At 73.4% G+C, this 16,155-nt stretch carries 12 protein-coding genes and 1 pseudogene; 7 read left to right on the top strand and 6 right to left on the bottom strand.

What is annotated here, in order from left to right:
• Positions 1 to 722 (bottom strand): PucR family transcriptional regulator ligand-binding domain-containing protein (locus ACS04_RS27275; protein ID WP_048479427.1); only part of this gene is annotated, 722 nt, incomplete at its 3' end.
• Between the two features lie 115 nt (positions 723 to 837).
• Here ACS04_RS27275 and speB point away from each other — a divergent pair.
• Together speB and ACS04_RS27265 are read left to right on the top strand one after the other, a co-directional pair.
• A complete protein-coding gene (speB, locus tag ACS04_RS27270) occupies positions 838 to 1,809 on the top strand; it encodes an agmatinase (RefSeq protein WP_048479426.1) in 972 nt (323 codons plus the stop codon).
• Positions 1,810 to 1,834: 25 nt separating this feature from the next.
• Entirely contained in the window at positions 1,835 to 3,523 is a 1,689-nt protein-coding gene (locus tag ACS04_RS27265) for a thiamine pyrophosphate-binding protein (protein ID WP_048479425.1), read from the top strand.
• Positions 3,524 to 3,547: 24 nt separating this feature from the next.
• Here the strand turns inward: ACS04_RS27265 and ACS04_RS27260 are convergent, their stop codons facing one another.
• Positions 3,548 to 3,964 carry an ATP-binding protein gene (locus tag ACS04_RS27260; RefSeq protein ID WP_048479448.1) on the bottom strand — a complete coding sequence of 139 codons (417 nt, stop codon included), beginning with the start codon at positions 3,962 to 3,964 and terminating at the stop codon, positions 3,548 to 3,550.
• A gap of 166 nt (positions 3,965 to 4,130) precedes the next feature.
• Here ACS04_RS27260 and ACS04_RS27255 point away from each other — a divergent pair, with 166 nt between their 5' ends.
• The 4 genes from ACS04_RS27255 to ACS04_RS27240 all read left to right on the top strand — a co-directional run bounded on the left by ACS04_RS27255 (position 4,131) and on the right by ACS04_RS27240 (position 10,852).
• Complete coding sequence (locus ACS04_RS27255) at positions 4,131 to 4,895, top strand: GntR family transcriptional regulator (protein WP_048479424.1); 765 nt, start codon at positions 4,131 to 4,133, stop codon at positions 4,893 to 4,895.
• 97 nt (positions 4,896 to 4,992) lie between these two features.
• On the top strand, positions 4,993 to 8,814 hold the full coding sequence (locus tag ACS04_RS27250) for an ABC transporter ATP-binding protein (RefSeq protein WP_048479447.1): 3,822 nt from the start codon (positions 4,993 to 4,995) through the stop codon (positions 8,812 to 8,814).
• A gap of 118 nt (positions 8,815 to 8,932) precedes the next feature.
• Positions 8,933 to 9,334 carry a hypothetical protein gene (locus ACS04_RS27245; RefSeq protein ID WP_048479423.1) on the top strand — a complete coding sequence of 134 codons (402 nt, stop codon included), beginning with the start codon at positions 8,933 to 8,935 and terminating at the stop codon, positions 9,332 to 9,334.
• A gap of 84 nt (positions 9,335 to 9,418) precedes the next feature.
• Positions 9,419 to 10,852, top strand: coding sequence for a S28 family serine protease (locus ACS04_RS27240; RefSeq protein WP_048479422.1), 1,434 nt, complete (start codon positions 9,419 to 9,421; stop codon positions 10,850 to 10,852).
• Between the two features lie 57 nt (positions 10,853 to 10,909).
• On the opposite strand, the gene ACS04_RS27235 is transcribed toward ACS04_RS27240, so the two are convergent.
• Both ACS04_RS27235 and ACS04_RS27230 read right to left on the bottom strand, forming a co-directional pair.
• On the bottom strand, positions 10,910 to 12,877 hold the full coding sequence (locus ACS04_RS27235; RefSeq protein WP_048479446.1) for a glycoside hydrolase family 3 protein: 1,968 nt from the start codon (positions 12,875 to 12,877) through the stop codon (positions 10,910 to 10,912).
• 10 nt (positions 12,878 to 12,887) lie between these two features.
• Complete coding sequence (locus tag ACS04_RS27230) at positions 12,888 to 13,844, bottom strand: LysR family transcriptional regulator (protein ID WP_048479421.1); 957 nt, start codon at positions 13,842 to 13,844, stop codon at positions 12,888 to 12,890.
• Positions 13,845 to 13,954: 110 nt separating this feature from the next.
• On the opposite strand from ACS04_RS27230, the gene ACS04_RS27225 reads away from it, so the two are divergent.
• Positions 13,955 to 14,905: an EamA family transporter gene (locus ACS04_RS27225; protein ID WP_048479420.1), complete on the top strand. Its 951-nt coding sequence runs from the start codon at positions 13,955 to 13,957 to the stop codon at positions 14,903 to 14,905.
• Here ACS04_RS27225 and ACS04_RS27220 read toward each other — a convergent pair.
• Together ACS04_RS27220 and ACS04_RS27215 are read right to left on the bottom strand one after the other, a co-directional pair.
• A pseudogene (locus ACS04_RS27220) lies at positions 14,856 to 15,353 on the bottom strand (GNAT family N-acetyltransferase); the annotation flags it as partial. The gene ACS04_RS27225 and the pseudogene ACS04_RS27220 sit on opposite strands and share 50 nt — an antisense overlap.
• Before the next feature lie 52 nt (positions 15,354 to 15,405).
• Positions 15,406 to 15,939 carry a DUF937 domain-containing protein gene (locus ACS04_RS27215; RefSeq protein ID WP_048479418.1) on the bottom strand — a complete coding sequence of 178 codons (534 nt, stop codon included), beginning with the start codon at positions 15,937 to 15,939 and terminating at the stop codon, positions 15,406 to 15,408.
• Positions 15,940 to 16,155: the final 216 nt, after the last annotated feature.

Raw genomic sequence — 16,155 nt, 5'->3', positions numbered from 1 at the left:
AGGGCGTAGGCGGCGAGGTGCCGGCCGTCGGCCTGGTCGGTGGCGGTGGCGGGCCCGTCGGCGCGGCCGACGCGGGCCAGCAGCGCGTCGAGCGCGGCCGGTACCGCCGGGGCCTCCGGCGGTACCGGGCTCCCCGCAGCCCGCCCGTCCGGCCACAGCCGTACGTGCCCGCCCAGGCTCGCGGCGAGGCGGGACAGCACCGCCGGGACCGGGTCGGGGCGGGCGGCCGCCGCGGCGAGGGCCTGCTGGGCCTCGGTGACCCGGCGCAGCTCGCGGGTCCGGGCCTCGGCCATGAGCCGCCAGACGGCCCGGGCGACGGCCGTGAACCGGGTTCGCGGCGGCACCTCCAGCAGCGGCAGCCGGTGCCGGGTGCAGGCCCGGACGAGCTCCGCGGGCACCTCCGCGTGCAGCGGCGCCACGCCGAACCCGAGCGCGGCCACCCCCGAGCCGACGAGCCGCCGTACGTACGCGTCCGCCGCGTCGTCCGCCCCGCTCGCCGGGCCGGCCTGCGGCTCCGCCAGTCCCGCCCCCGCCGTGAGCAGCAGCTCGCCGCCCAGCAGGTAGGGCGAGGGGTCCGCCATCTCCGAGGCGTGCACCCCGTGCACCTCCGCCGGCTCCGGCCCGGCGACGACCAGCCGCAGCTCCAGCTCCCGGTCGGCGAGGAGCGCGCCCAGCCCGACCGCGGGCGTGGGCGGGCTGTCGACCCCGGCAGGCTTCGGCATGGATACTCCGTACAGTTCGACGTCACCCGATGGATGAAACGTACACTTCGCGCCCCCCGGGCACCCGCTTACGCTCGAAGGACCGCACGTAGGACCTCCAGAAGGGCACCCCCCCATGAGCACCGAGCAGACGCCGCGTGGACCGGTCGACTCCTCCCGCATCCCGCGCTACGCGGGCCCCGCGACCTTCGCCCGGCTGCCCCGCCTGGACGAGGTCGGCTCGGCCGACGTGGCTGTCGTCGGTGTCCCCTTCGACTCGGGCGTCTCGTACCGCCCCGGCGCCCGCTTCGGCGGCAACGCCATCCGCGAGGCCTCGCGCCTGCTGCGTCCGTACAACCCGGCGCAGGACGCCTCCCCCTTCGCGCTCGCGCAGGTGGCGGACGCCGGCGACATCGCCGTCAACCCCTTCAACATCAACGAGGCCGTCGAGACGGTCGAGGCGGCCGCGGACGAGCTCCTCGGCGCCGGCTCCCGCCTGATGACCCTCGGCGGCGACCACACCATCGCCCTCCCGCTGCTGCGCTCCGTCGCGAAGAAGCACGGCCCGGTGGCGCTGCTGCACTTCGACGCGCACCTGGACACCTGGGACACGTACTTCGGCGCCGAGTACACGCACGGCACCCCGTTCCGCCGCGCCGTGGAGGAGGGCATCCTCGACACCGAGGCGCTCTCGCACGTCGGCACGCGCGGCCCGCTGTACGGCAAGCAGGACCTCGACGACGACGCCAAGATGGGCTTCGGCATCGTGACCTCGGCCGACGTCTACCGGCGCGGTGCCGACGAGGTCGCGGACCAGCTGCGCCAGCGCATCGGCGACCGTCCGCTGTACATCTCGATCGACATCGACGTGCTGGACCCGGCGCACGCGCCCGGCACCGGCACGCCGGAGGCGGGCGGCATGACCTCCCGCGAGCTGCTGGAGATCATCCGCGGCCTGTCCTCCTGCAACCTGGTCTCGGCCGACGTCGTCGAGGTCGCCCCGGCGTACGATCACGCCGAGATCACCTCGGTCGCGGCCTCGCACACCGCGTACGAGCTGACGACGATCATGAGCCGCCAGATCGCCGCCGCGAAGAAGGCGAAGTAGCACCCGAGAAGGCGAGTGAGCGCACGTGACGCACGACCACGACCTGGTACTCCGTCCCACCGACGCCCAGCGGGCGGCCGCCCTCGCGCCGCCGCCGGGGCGGACGGGCGGGGACCTGGTCGTGGAAACGCTCCGCGGCCTCGGCGCGACCACCGTCTTCGGTCTGCCGGGGCAGCACGCGCTCTCCCTCTTCGACGCGGTCGGCCGCTCCGACCTGCGGCTGATCGGGCTCCGTACGGAGAACAACGCGGGCTTCGCCGCCGACGCGTACGGCCGCATGACCGGCGAGGCGGTTCCGCTGCTGCTGTCGACCGGTCCGGGCGCGCTGATGGCCCTGCCGGCCCTGGCGGAGGCGGCCGCCGCGTCGGCACCCGTCCTCGCCATCGCCTCCCAGGTCCCGGTGGCGGGCCTGGGCGGCGGACGGCGCGGGCACCTGCACGAGCTGCGGGACCAGTCGGCCTCGTTCCGGGACGTGGTGAAGTCGGTCCACACGGCCCGCACGCCCTCGCAGATCCCCTCCGCGATCGCGGAGGCCTGGGAATCGGCGCTGACGGCTCCGCACGGCCCGGTCTGGGTGGAAATCCCCGAGGACGTGCTGCGCGCGGAGACGATGATCCCGCAGGTCACGGCCGTGGACGCCGGCCCGCACGAACTGGCCCCGCGCCCCGAGCTCACCGCGCTCGCGGCGCACTGGCTGGAGCGGGCCTCCCGCCCCGTGATCATCGCGGGCGGCGGGGTGATCCGCTCGGACGCGGCCGGCAAGCTGCGGCAGCTCGCGGAGCGGCTGAGCGCTCCGGTGGTCACCACGTTCGGCGCCAAGGGCGCCTTCCCGTGGACCCACCCGCTGTCCCTCCAGTCCTGGCTGGAGGACCGCCACATGACGGACTTCCTGGAGGACGCGGACGTCCTGCTGGTGGTCGGCTCGGGGCTGGGCGAACTCTCCTCGAACTACCACACGTTCTTCCCCGGGGGCCGGGTCGTCCAGATCGAGGCGGACCTCGGGAAGCTGGAGTCCAACCACGCCGCCCTCGGCATCCACGCGGACGCCCGCCTGGCCCTCCAGGCCCTCCTGGAAACGGTCGGCGAACGCCGGGACCCCGAGGCCCCGGAGCGGGTGCGCCTGCTCCTGGCGGAGATCGAGACCCGTCTGTCGGCGCAGGACGTGGCGCTGGAGCGCGGTCTGCTCACGTCGATCCGCGCCGCCCTGCCCGCCCGCTCCCCGTCCTTCTGGGACATGACGATCCTGTCCTACTGGGCCTGGTCGGCGTTCGACGCGAAGCACCCCAACACGATGCACTCGGCGCAGGGCGCCGGCGGCCTCGGCTACGCCTTCCCGGCGGCCCTCGGCGCCTGCGTCGCGGAACCGGACACCCCGGTCCTGGCGGTCTCCGGCGACGGCGGCGCGATGTACTCGATCGCGGACCTGGCGACGGCGAAGCAGTACGACCTGGACGTGACCTGGCTGATCGTGGACGACGGCGGCTACGGCATCCTGCGCGAGTACATGGCGGACTCCTTCGAGGGCCGCACGACGGCCACCGAACTCACCCGCCCGGACTTCGCGGCCCTGGCCGAGTCCTTCGGCGTCCCGGCAGTGAGGACGACCCCGGAATCCCTGCGCGAGAACCTGAAGAAGTCCCTCGCCACCCCCGGTCCCACCGTCCTGGTCCTCCCGACCACCCTGAAGATGTTCGCCCCGACCCACCTGGCCTGACCGCGCCCTTCCTTGCGGTGCCCCTCACGCACCGCTGCCGGGCACGGGAAAGTCCGCCCAGACCGTCTTGCCGATGCCGTGGGCGCGGGGCTCGACGCCCCAGCGGGCGGCCACGGCGCCGACGACGGCGAGGCCGCGCCCGTCCTCGCCGTCCTGAAGGTGGGCCTGCGGTTCCAGATCCACCCAGGGGCCTGCGTCGGCGACTTCGACGCGCAGGCACGCGCCGTCCCACACCGCCTTCACCCCGATCTCGCGGCCGCGGGGTGCGCGAGCGTGCCGTACGGCGTTGGTGACGAGTTCCGACAGCGCCAGCTCGGCCGCCTCGGCGACCTGCGGGGCGACGCCCCAGGAACGGGCCTGAACCCGGAAGAAGGCGCGCGCCCAGCCGGGGGTTCGCGGGGTCCGGGGCAGGAGCCAGAAGGCGTCGCCGATGGGGGTCATGCACATCACCTCACCTATCTAGATAGGTGTCAGTGAAGCGTCGGCATGCGAGGGCGGTCAAGTAGATGTCTAGATATGTTTAGGGGGTGCGGGGAGCGGACGGGCCGACAGCGATTCTTGACCTGTTGCGCGCCCTAGGCTGTCCGGAGGTGATCAGGAGGTTCGTATGCCAAGTGGCGCCCAGAAACGGCAGCCCAAGTACCAGCGCATCGCCGCCGCGTTGAAGGAGGCCATTGCCGCAGGCCAGTACGGTCCAGGGGACCGGCTGCCCGGTGAGAGCGAATTGATGGGCACGTACGGAGTCGCCAGGATGACCGCCCGCCAGGCGTTCGCGGCCCTCCAGGCGGAAGGACTGGTGGAGGCCCGCAAGGGCGCCGGAGTCTTCGTGCGTGAGTTCAAGGTCGGCCTGCGCCGCCGCGGGATCCAGCGCCTCGCCGTCGAGGTCTGGGGAGCGGGCGGCTCGATCTGGGCCGCGGACGGCCATGGGCGCGATCCCCAGGTGGAGTTCCTTGGTGTGTCCGAGAAGCCTGCTCCCGCTGCCGTGGCCGCAGCCCTGGGCCTTCCGGCGGGGGCGATTGTCCGTGTTCGCCGGAGGAGGTTCCTCCTCGATGCCAAGCCGGTCATGGTCGCCACCTCTTACCTGGATGCCGCCCTCACCGCCGGTACGGCCATCGCGGAGCCGGATTCCGGCCCCGGCGGCATCTACGCCCGACTGGCGGATCTCGGCCGCAAGCCGGTCCGCTTCCGGGAGGAGGTCCGCTCCCGGATGCCCACCCCCGAGGAGGCCGACGGACTCGGCCTCACGTCCGGGACCCCGGTGGTACTGGTCTGCCGTACCGCCTTCACCGCCGACGGTCACGCGGTCGAGGTCAACGAGATGACCCTCGACGCCTCCGCCTACGTCCTGGAGTACGAGTTCGACGCCCCGTAGCCGGGCCCGTACGCCGGTGCGAATTGTTGCGGCGGGATGAAATCCGCCGGTCGGGGCGTTGGAGGAGCGGCAGGACTGGACGAACGGGGAGGACCACGTGGCGGCGGCATCGACGGCAGCGGGCGAGAAACAGGGCTGGGCCAGGCGGCTCACCGCCTACACCTGGCGGTACCGGACCAACGTGCTGCTCGCCCTCGGGTCCTCACTGGCCGGCATGGCCGTCATGGCCCTCGTACCCCTGGTCACCAAGGTGATCATCGACGACGTCATCGGCGACCACACCAAGCCCATGGGCGTCTGGGCCGGGCTCCTCATAGCCGCCGCCGTCCTCGTGTACGTACTGACCTACATCCGCAGGTACTACGGCGGCCGCCTCGCGCTCGACGTCCAGCACGACCTGCGCACCGACATGTACGACACCATCGCCCGCCTCGACGGGCGGCGCCAGGACGAGCTGTCCACCGGCCAGGTCATCGGGCGCGCCACCAGCGACCTCCAGCTGATCCAGGGCCTGCTCTTCATGCTGCCCATGACCATCGGGAACTTCCTCCTCTTCGGGATCTCCCTCGGCATCATGCTGGCGCTGTCCCCGCTGCTGACCCTCGTCGCGCTGCTCATGGCCCCCGCCCTCTGGTTCATCGCCAAGCGCAGCCGCAAGAGGCTCTTCCCCGCCACCTGGTGGGCCCAGGGCCAGGCCGCCGCCGTCGCCACCGTCGTCGACGGAGCCGTGACGGGCGTGCGCGTCGTCAAGGGCTTCGGCCAGGAGGAGCAGGAGACCGGCAAGCTGCGCGCGGCCGGGCGCCGGCTGTTCGCCGGCCGGATGCGGACCATCCGGCTCAACTCCCGCTACACCCCCGCCCTGCAGGCCGTACCCGCCCTCGGGCAGGTCGCCATGCTGGCGCTCGGCGGCTGGATGGCGACCCAGGGGCACATCACCCTCGGTACGTTCGTCGCCTTCTCCACCTACCTCGCCCAGCTCGTCGGCCCCGTCCGCATGCTCGCCATGGTCCTCACCGTCGGCCAGCAGGCCCGCGCCGGCGTCGAGCGCGTCTTCGAGCTCATCGACACCCAGCCCGTCATCGAAGAGGGCACGAGGGAGCTGCCCGCCGACGCCCCCGCCACCGTCGAGTTCGACGAGGTCGTCTTCGGGTACGACCCCGAGCGGCCCGTCCTCGACGGGTTCTCGCTCTCCATCGCCGAGGGCGAGACCGTGGCCGTCGTCGGGGCCTCCGGCTCCGGCAAGTCCACCGTCTCCCTCCTCCTGCCGCGCTTCTACGACGCCGACCGCGGCACCGTCCGCGTCGGCGGGCACGACGTGCGCGAGCTGACGTACGACTCGCTGCGCGCGGCCATCGGGCTCGTACCGGAGGACTCGTTCCTCTTCTCCGACACCATCCGCGCCAACATCGCCTACGGGCAGCCCGACGCGACCGACGCGCAGATCGAGGCGGCCGCCCGCGCAGCCCAGGCCGAACCGTTCATCCAGGCCCTGCCCGCCGGGTACGACACCAAGGTCGGCGAGCAGGGGCTCACCCTCTCCGGCGGCCAGCGCCAGCGCATCGCACTCGCCCGCGCCATCCTCACCGACCCCCGGCTGCTGCTCCTCGACGACGCCACCTCGGCCGTCGACGCCCGCGTCGAGCACGAGATCCACGAGGCGCTGCGCTCCGTCATGGCCGGCCGCACCACCCTCCTGATCGCCCACCGCCGCTCCACGCTCGGGCTGGCCGACCGGATCGCGGTACTCGACCGCGGCCGGCTCTCCGACATCGGTACGCACGAGGAGCTGGAGCGCCGCTCGGCGCTCTACCGACGCCTGCTCACCGACCCGGACGCGCTGGGCGCCGGCTCGCCGCGCACCCCCGAGGCGCCCGCGATGGCCGAGTTCGAGCGGGACATCGAGGGCCGGCTGGAACGGGACATCGAGCTCGAAGCCGAGATCGACTCCGAACCGGTCAACGCCAAGCGGCGGGTCGTCGACGGGGTGACCCCGGAGCTCTGGCGCCGCCAGGAGGAACAGGAGGAGGACGCGGGGTCCGCCGGCGCGCTCCCTCCGGCTTCGCCGGGAGGACCTCCCGCGACCCCCGAACTGCTCGCCCAGGTGGCCGCCCTGCCGCCCGCCGACGACGAGCCGGCCGTGGACGAGGAGCGCGCCGCGGCCGCCGAGAAGAGCTACAACCTGCGCCGGCTGCTCAGCGGGTTCTGGGCGCCCCTCGCCATCAGCCTCGGCCTCGTCGCCGTCGACGCCGGCTCCGGACTGCTGCTCCCGATCCTGATCCGGCACGGCATCGACAAGGGCGTCGAACAGGCCGCCCTCGGCGCCGTCTGGGTGGCCGCCGCCCTCGCGCTCGGTGTCGTCGTCGCCCAGTGGGCCGCCCAGTTCGCCGAGACCCGGATGACCGGGCGCACCGGCGAGCGCGTCCTGTACGCCCTGCGCGTCAAGATCTTCGCCCAGCTCCAGCGCCTCGGCCTCGACTACTACGAGCGCGAGCTGACCGGCAAGATCATGACCCGGATGACCACCGACGTGGACGCCCTCTCCAGCTTCCTGCAAACCGGGCTCGTCACCGCCGTCGTCTCCGTCTTCACCTTCTTCGGCATCCTGATCGCCCTGCTCGTCCTCGACGTCGAACTCGCGCTGATCGTCTTCGCCACCCTCCCCGTGCTGGTCGCCGGCACGGTCGTCTTCCGCCGTAAGTCGGTCGCCGCGTACGAGCTCGCCCGCGACCGGGTCAGCCTGGTCAACGCCGACCTCCAGGAGTCAGTCTCCGGGCTGCGCATCGTCCAGGCCTTCCGCCGCGAGCGGGCCGGCGCCGCCCGGTTCGCGGAGCGGAGCAACTCGTACCGCCAGGCCCGGGTGCGCGGTCAGTGGCTGATATCCGTCTACTTCCCCTTCGTGCAGCTGCTGTCCTCCGGGGCCGCGGCCGCCGTGCTGATCGTCGGCGCCGGCCGGGTCGAGGCGGGCACCCTCACCACCGGCGCGCTGGTGGCGTACCTGCTCTACATCGACCTGTTCTTCGCCCCGGTCCAGCAGCTCTCCCAGGTCTTCGACGGCTACCAGCAGGCCACCGTCTCGCTCGGCCGGATCCAGGGGCTGCTGCGCGAGCCCACCAGCACCCCGCGCCCGGCCGACCCGCGCGCGGTCGGGGAGCTGCGCGGCGAGATCGCCTTCGAGGACGTGCGCTTCGCGTACGGCACCGCCGAGGAGCGCGGCGAGAAGGGCGAGGCGCTGGCCGGAATCAGCCTGCGGATCCCCGCCGGCCAGACGGTCGCCTTCGTCGGCGAGACCGGCGCCGGAAAGTCCACGCTGGTCAAGCTCGTGGCCCGGTTCTACGACCCGACCTCCGGCCGGGTCAGCGTCGACGGCGCCGACCTGCGGGAGCTGGACCTGACCGGGTACCGCCACCGGCTCGGAGTGGTCCCCCAGGAGCCCTACCTCTTCCCGGGGACGGTCCGCGACGCCATCGCGTACGGCCGGCCCGGCGCGAGCGACGCCGAAGTGGAGGCGGCCGCCCGCGCGGTCGGCGCCCACGACATGATCGCCACCCTCGACGGCGGCTACCTGCACACCGTCGCCGAGCGCGGCCGCAACCTGTCGGCCGGACAGCGCCAGCTGATCGCGCTGGCCCGCGCCGAACTCGTCGACCCGGACGTGCTGCTGCTCGACGAGGCCACCGCGGCGCTCGACCTCGCCACCGAGGCGCAGGTCAACCAGGCCACCGACCGGCTCGCCGGCAAGCGCACCACCCTCGTGGTGGCGCACCGGCTGACCACGGCCGCCCGCGCCGACCGCGTCGTGGTCATGGACCGCGGCCGGGTCGTGGAGGACGGCACGCACGCCGAACTCGTGGCCCGCGACGGCCGTTACGCGCAGCTGTGGCGCACCTTCGTCGGCGAGGACGAACGCGCCGCCGCCTGACCCCCGGCGGCCTTCCCGCCCCCGCCCACAGCCCCCCGGACCTTGCGGTGAGCAACCTTCCGGGGGGTCTGCGCGTCGTACGTGCGTACGTGTCACGTACGACCGATCGGGGGACAGGGTGGGGTACGGACGGAAGGGACGCGGCCGGGGGGCCGCGTCGGCGCGGGCGCTCGTGGCCGGGCTGATGCTGTGCGCCGGCGGGCTGCTCGCGGCGCCCGCGGCGCACGCGGCGACCGGGGGCTGCGGGGGAGACCTGGTCAGGACGCTGCCGCTGCCGACCGGCGAGGTGCGCGTCTACAAGAGCCGTACGCAAGCCTGCGCGGTGACCGTCGCCCACGACCCGGGCCGGCGCCGGGCGATGGCGGTGAGCATCCAGCCGCGCGGCGGGGTCCCGGTCCGCGACGCCGGGCAATTCACCCGATATGCCGGACCCGTCGCCGTCGGTGCGATCACCCGCTGCGTGTATGTGAAGGGGAGCATCGAGGCCGGCTCCGTCGATTCCGGCTGGATCCTGTGCTGAACGAGCGGCCCAACCAGGTCTGGTCAGCGGCGCGTTGACCCCGCTAGGTTCACGGGCGACCGAAGTGAACTCAGGGGAGGGTGAATGCGCAAGACGCTCGGCTGGCTGCTGTCGCTCGTGGTGCTGATCGGCACCATGGGAGCAGCCGGCTTCACGGCCCAGGCGGCCACCGCCGCAGGGCCGTCCGCCGCGACGGACATCAAGGACGAGATCCTCGCCATCGCGGGGATGAGTCTGATCGAGGAGAAGGAGTACCCCGGGTACCGCTTCTTCGTACTCAACTACGAGCAGCCGGTGGACCACCGGAACCCGTCGAAGGGCACCTTCAAGCAGCGCCTCACCCTGCTGCACAAGGACGTCTCCCGGCCCACGGTCTTCTTCACCTCCGGCTACAACGTCAACACCAGCCCGCGCCGCAGCGAGCCGACGACCATCGTCGACGGCAACCAGGTGTCGCTGGAGTACCGATTCTTCACGCCCTCCCGGCCCGATCCGGCCAACTGGGCGAACCTGGACATCTGGCAGGCCGCCAGTGACCAGCACCGCATCTTCACCGCCCTGAAGAAGATCTACAAGAAGAACTGGCTGGCCACGGGCGGCAGCAAGGGCGGTATGACGGCGACGTACTACGAGCGCTACTACCCGCGCGACATGGACGGTGTCGTCGCGTACGTCGCGCCGAACGACGTCGTCAACAAAGAGGACTCGGCGTACGACCGGTTCTTCGCCAAGGTCGGCACCAAGGAGTGCCGCGACAAGCTGAACGCGGTGCAGCGCGAGGCGCTCGTACGCCGCGAGCCGCTGGAGGCCAAGTACGCGGCCGCCGCCTCCGAGAACGGCTGGACCTTCACCACCGTCGGCAGCCTCGACAAGGCCTTCGAGGCCGTCGTGCTCGACTACGTCTGGGCGTTCTGGCAGTACAGCCTGCTCGCCGACTGCGCCTCCATCCCGGCCGCCGCGACCGCGAGCGACCAGGAGATCTGGGACTCGGTCGACACGATCTCCGGCTTCTCGGCCTACGCCGACCAGGGCCTGGCGACGTACACGCCGTACTACTACCAGGCGGGTACGCAGCTCGGTTCGCCCGACATCAAGCAGCCGCACCTCAAGGGCCTGAGCCGCTACGGCTACCAGCCGCCGCGCAACTTCGTGCCCCGCGACATCCCGATGACCTTCCAGCCGGGGGTCATGGCGGACGTCGACAACTGGGTGAGGAACAACGCGAACCAGATGCTGTTCGTGTACGGACAGAACGACCCGTGGGGTGCCGAACCGTTCCACCTCGGCTACTCCGCCCGCGACAGCTACGTGATGATCGCGCCGGGTGCCAACCACGGGGCCAACGTCGCCAAGCTCATGGACGGCGAGAAGGCCCTGGCCACGCAGAAGATCCTCCAGTGGGCCGGGGTCGCCCCCGCCGCCGCCCTCGCCGACGCGGGCCGGGCGACGCCGCTGGCGAAGCCCGACGCGGTGCTCGACCAGAAGCAGATGGAGCGCGAGCCGCAGCTGCGGCCGTAGCTCCCCGGCAGGGACCGAGGGGCCACGGGAGGGTGGTACGGCCGGTACCCGGCGTACTCAGTCGTACGACAGCCCGTGGCCCAGCGGGTAGCGGCCCGGCACCGGCACCGGGAGGCGGCCCGTGGGCCGTACCGCCCCGGTGACCACCCGGGCCGCCGCCCGCATCTCCACGTCCGTCCAGGTGTACGTCGCCAGTTCCGCCGCGCACGCGGGGAGCCGGGCCGGGTCGTACGGGTTGCGGATCGCCACCACTACCACCGGCACCCCGGTGGCCAGCAGTTCCGTCACCAGCGTGCGCTGGGGATCGTCCCCCTCGGGGACGTTGTACGTGCACACCAGCACCGCCGCGTTGCCGGGAGCCGCGGCCACCGCCCGGGCGGGCGGCACGGCCGTCGCCCGGCAGCCCAGGGCCGCCAACTCCCGGGCCAGTACCGCGGTGGGGGGTCCCGTCGTACCGCTGGGGGAGGCGGGATCGGTCCCGGTGACCAGCACCCGGGGCGCGGCCACGGGGTCGAGCGGCAGCAGCTTCACCGGATTGGCCAGCAGGGTCGTCGTGCCCGCCGCGATCTCGTCCGCGGCCGCGAGGTGCGCCGGGATCCCCACCAGGGCGTCCGTCCGCCCGGCGGCCGTGTGGGCCGCGTCGAACAGGCCCCGGCGGGACTTCAGTTCCAGGATCCGCAGCACCGACTCCTCGATCCGGGCCTGCGTCAGCTCGCCCGCCTCCACGGCCGCGAGCACGCTCCGGTGCGCCAGGCCCAGGTCCGGGGGGTTCAGCAGCTGGTCGCAGCCCGCCTTCAGGGCCAGGACCGGGACCCGGTCGTCCCCGTACTTCTGGCGGACCCCGGCCATGTCGAGGGCGTCGGTGACCACCACCCCCCGGAACCCCAGGCGTTCGCGCAGGATGCCGGTCACGATCGGCCGCGAGAGGGTCGCCGGGTCCCCCGAGGGGTCGAGCGCGGGGAAGACGATGTGCGCCGTCATCACGGCGTCCACCCCCGCCTCCACCGCCGCACGGAACGGCGGCTCGTCCAGCTCCTCCCACTGGGCCCGGCTGTGCCGCATCACCGGCAGCCCGACGTGGCTGTCGGTCTCGGTGTCCCCGTGCCCGGGGAAGTGCTTGGCGGTGGCGGCCACTCCGGCCCCCTGGTAGCCGCGGACCTGGGCGGCGACCAGGGCCGCCACCGCCTGCGGGTCGGAGCCGAAGGATCTCACGCCGATCACCGGATTGGCCGGGTTGACGTTCACGTCGGCCACCGGCGCGTAGTCCTGCCGGATGCCCATAGCGGCCAGCTCGGCCCCCGCGATGCGGGCGGCGCGGCGGGCCTCGGCGGTGGCCGCGGGGTCGGAGGCGGGGCCGGAGCCCGAGTCGGAGCCCGCAGCGGTACCACCCGTACCGGTACCCGCACCCGCACCCGCACCCGTTCCCGTACCGCCGGCCGCCGCCGCGCCCGCGCCGTGCCGCGCCCCCAGGGCCATCGCCCCCGGCAGCAGCGTCGCCGGCTTGCCGATGCGCGCCACGGCGCCGTGCTCCTGGTCGGTGGAGAGCAGCAGCGGGACGCCGGAACCGGCTGCCGCCGCCGCCCGCTGGAGGGCGGCCGACAGCTCGGCGATCTGCTGCGGGTCACGGGTGTTGTGGGCCCAGGAGAAGTAGATGATCCCGCCGACGTGGAAGCGGGAGACCAGCTCCGCGGCCGTGCGCACCCCGAACAGCTTCTGGTTCTGCTCGGCGTCGGCCGCATCCGGATCGGTCGCCGAATGGCCGTACGCGCGCGACACGAAGAGCTGCCCGACCTTCTCGGCCAGGCTCATCCCGGCCATCAGGCGCAGCAGCGCCGCCCGGTCGGGAGCTTGGCCGGGCGCCCGGTCCCCGGGGCGTCCGTCGTCGGCGGCCCCGCCGCCGGGGCGCGGTCCGCCGCCCTCACCGCCCGGGTCGCCGGCCGCGGCGTACGAGGCCACCCCGGCGGCCGTGACGGCGGCCAGGGCTGCCGCGGTGAGCAGGGACCTGCGGGAGGCGTGGTACGACACGGCCCGGACCCTACTGCCGGGCCGGGTCCGGGCCGCCGCGGACACTCGGGAGGTCCCCCGGACGGGGGGCCGCGTACGCCCAGTGCTCCCGCAGGGTCCGTACCGCCTCGGTGATCGCCGGCCGACGGGCCGCCCCCGTCCGCCACACCGCGTACAACCTGCGTACGGGGCCCGGCTCCAGCGGTACGGCCACCGCGCCCGGCGGCAGCGCGCCGGTGCCGAGGCGGGGTACGACCGCCACCCCGAGCCCGGCCGCGACCAGCGCGACGATGGTGTGGTTCTCCTCGGCCACGTGCGCGATCTCCGGCTCGAAACCGGCCGTGCGCAGCGTCCGCACCAGCCAGTCGTGGCAGACCCGGCCGGGCGGCTGGCACACCCAGCGCTCGCCGCCGAGGTCCGCCCGGCGGACGACCGCCCGCCGTGTGAAGGGGTGGTCCGCGGGGACCACCAGATCGCAGCGGTCGTCCCCGATGACCGCCTGCTCGACGCCCTCCGGGGCCGGCAGCGGGGCGATGTCCCAGTCGTGGGCCACCGCCAGATCGGTGACCCCCCGGGCCACCAGGTCCACCGACAGGTGCGGGTCGACCTCGGTCAGGCGTACGTCCAGGGCGGGATGCCGGCGCGCGAGATCGGCGAGCGCCCCCGGCATGAGACCGCGCGCCGCCGAGGCGAAGGCGGCCACCGTCAGCAGCCCGCTCGGCTGCCCGCGGCGCTCCTCCAGGGTGGTCTCGGCTCGCTCCACGATCGCCAGCAACTCCTGGGCGGTCTCGGCGAGGTGGCGGGCCTCCTCGGTGAGCGCGACCCCGCGCCCGCGCCGCTCCAGCAGCGTGGTCCGGGTCTCCCGCTCCAGCTTGGCGATCTGCTGGGACACGGCGGACGGGGTGTAGCCGAGGGCGGCCGCGGCGGCCGCGACCGAGCCGTGGACGGAGACGGCGTGCAGGGCGCGCAGCCGGGAGAGGTCGAGCATGCGGCCCATCGTAGGACCGCCGGACCGCGGTGCACTCGTAAGCGATGCTTCATCCATCCCGGAAGACATCCGTGCTGGTGCTACATGGTTGCGGCGTCGATGCTCGGAGCATGCGTCCCGTTCACACCGCACTCGCCGTACTCGTCGCCGCCGTCTGGGGCTTCAACTTCGTCGTCATCGAGATCGGCCTCGGCCACTTCCCGCCGCTGCTCCTGTCCGCCCTGCGCTTCCTCGTCGCCGCGCTGCCCGCCGTCTTCTTCGTCGGGCGGCCCAAGACCGCCTGGAAGTGGATCGTCGCGGTCGGAGCGGCCCTCGGCATCGCCAAGTTCGGCCTCCTGTTCACGGGCATGGCCGCCGGGATGCCGGCCGGGCTGTCCTCGCTGGTGCTCCAGGTGCAGTCCGTCTTCACCGCCGTCCTGGCCTCCCTCGTGCTGCGCGAGCGGCCCGGCCGGGTCCGCATCGCCGGCATGGCGGTGGCGCTCGCCGGGATCGCCGTCGCCGCCGTCGACGGGGGCACGTCGGGGCCGGTCCTCGGCTTCACCCTGGTCGTCGCGGCCGCCGCCTGCTGGGGCGTGTCCAACGTGCTGACCCGCAAGGCGTCCCCGCCCGACGCGCTGAACTTCATGGTCTGGGTGTGCACCGTCCCGGTGCTGCCGCTGTTCGCGCTCTCGCTGCTGCTGGAGGGGCCCGAGCGGGACCTGGCCGCGCTGCGCGGCCTGGACTGGTCCGGGGCCGCCGTCATCGCCTACGTCGCCTGGGTGTCCACCGTGTTCGGGTTCGGCGCCTGGAACCACCTGCTCAAGCGCTACCCGGCCTCGTCGGTCGCGCCGTTCTCGCTGCTGGTGCCGGTGTTCGGGATGTCCTCGGCGGCGCTGGTGCTGGGCGAAGGGGTCTCGGGTCTGCGCTGGGTGGCGGCGCTGCTGCTGGTCGGCGGGGTGGGCATGACCTCGCTGGCCCCCGCCCGCGCGAGCACTCGTACGAAGGCGGCCCAGGACGGCGGCGCCGCGGCGGTCAGTGCGGGGAGTCCTCCCGCAGCGGCAGCCGCCAGTCCTGCCCCGTGAGGGCGACGCCGTACGAGCGGTGCGGGCGCTCGGCCACCAGGGTGAACCCGGCGCGCTCGTACAGGGAACGGGCCGAGGTCAGCACGTCGTTGGTCCACAACACCAGTTCGCGGTAGCCGACGGAGCGGGCGAACGCGACGACGGCGTCGACCAGGAGCGATCCGATCCCGTGGCCCCGGCCCTCCGGCTCCACGAGCAGCAGCCGCAGCCGCGCGGTGCCGGGCGAGCCGTCCTCGCGGACGCACATCACCGAGCCGGCCGGGCGCCCGTCCAGCTCGGCGATCCAGACCCGCTCCAGATACGGGTCGTGGTCCTGGGCGAAGTCCGCGACGATCCGGGCCACCAGGCCCTCGAAGTCGGTGTTCCACCCGTACTCGGCCCAGTAGAGCGCGCCGTGCCGCTGCACGATCCAGCCCAGCTCCCCGGGCTCGGGGTCCCGAAGCCGTACGGGTGGGGCGGAGTTGTCGGCAGGAGGCTCCATGGAGCCCCAGCGTAGCGGGCTACTTTTTGCCGCCGCCCAGGATCTGGCCGAGGAGGTCGCCGAGGCCGCCGCCCCCGGCCGGGGCGGCGCCGGGAGCGGCCCCCGGGGCCGCGCCGGGGGCTCCGGCGGCCGTGCCCTTGCCGGCCGCCGCGCGCTTGGCGAAGACCGCCAGCACCACCGGGATCAGCATCTCGATGACGCGGGAGACGGTGGCCGCCGGGACGCCGGTCTTCCTGGACACCGCCGCGGCCACCGGCCTGCTCATCTTCGCGAGCACCCCGGCCATCAGGCCCCCGCCGAGCAGTCCGCCGCCGAGCGTGGCCACGCCCTGCAACGGGGGTTCGGACACCTCGGCGAAGGCCTGGCGCACCTCGTTGCCGTCGTCGCCATCGGCGCCTGCCTTCTCCTGGAGGTCGCCGGTCATGGCCCCGACCGTCGTCGCGACGGTCTCGCGGGCGCCCGCGGTATCGGTGCCGAGGAGGCCGGCGATCTCGGTCAGCCGGTCCGGTCCCAGCTCGCCGAGCACCTCGTCCTGGAATGAAGATTCGCTCATGCCGGAAACGCTACTTCTGCGGTGATCCAGTGGCATTTCGAAGGGGCACCGGAACCTCCCAAGGTAATGGAAACGTAAAGTTCCGATTCCGCGTGCAACCCCGGAGCGGGGCAGTGGGTCGTATGGTGCGTCGGCACTTCCGGGGAGGGATCTGGGGGGATCGGGAAGTCCGGCACGGGAGGGGTAACCGTGAGGGGGTCCGGCCGCGAGGCCGGA

Origin of the sequence: Streptomyces roseus (genome assembly GCF_001044425.1) — a bacterium.
Lineage (GTDB): Bacteria > Actinomycetota > Actinomycetes > Streptomycetales > Streptomycetaceae > Streptomyces > Streptomyces roseus.
Note: the sequence above shows the minus strand (reverse complement) of the source record. Positions and strands in the feature narration are given on the sequence as shown.

Excerpts from the sequence above, each read along its gene's own strand:
- ACS04_RS27215 (WP_048479418.1), bottom strand. The coding sequence starts at position 15,939 with ATGAGCGAATCTTCATTCCAGGACGAGGTGCTCGGCGAGCTGGGACCG.
- ACS04_RS27225 (WP_048479420.1), top strand. The coding sequence starts at position 13,955 with ATGCGTCCCGTTCACACCGCACTCGCCGTACTCGTCGCCGCCGTCTGG.
- ACS04_RS27230 (WP_048479421.1), bottom strand. The coding sequence starts at position 13,844 with ATGCTCGACCTCTCCCGGCTGCGCGCCCTGCACGCCGTCTCCGTCCAC.
- ACS04_RS27240 (WP_048479422.1), top strand. The coding sequence starts at position 9,419 with ATGCGCAAGACGCTCGGCTGGCTGCTGTCGCTCGTGGTGCTGATCGGC.
- ACS04_RS27255 (WP_048479424.1), top strand. The coding sequence starts at position 4,131 with ATGCCAAGTGGCGCCCAGAAACGGCAGCCCAAGTACCAGCGCATCGCC.
- speB (WP_048479426.1), top strand. The coding sequence starts at position 838 with ATGAGCACCGAGCAGACGCCGCGTGGACCGGTCGACTCCTCCCGCATC.
- ACS04_RS27260 (WP_048479448.1), bottom strand. The coding sequence starts at position 3,964 with ATGACCCCCATCGGCGACGCCTTCTGGCTCCTGCCCCGGACCCCGCGA.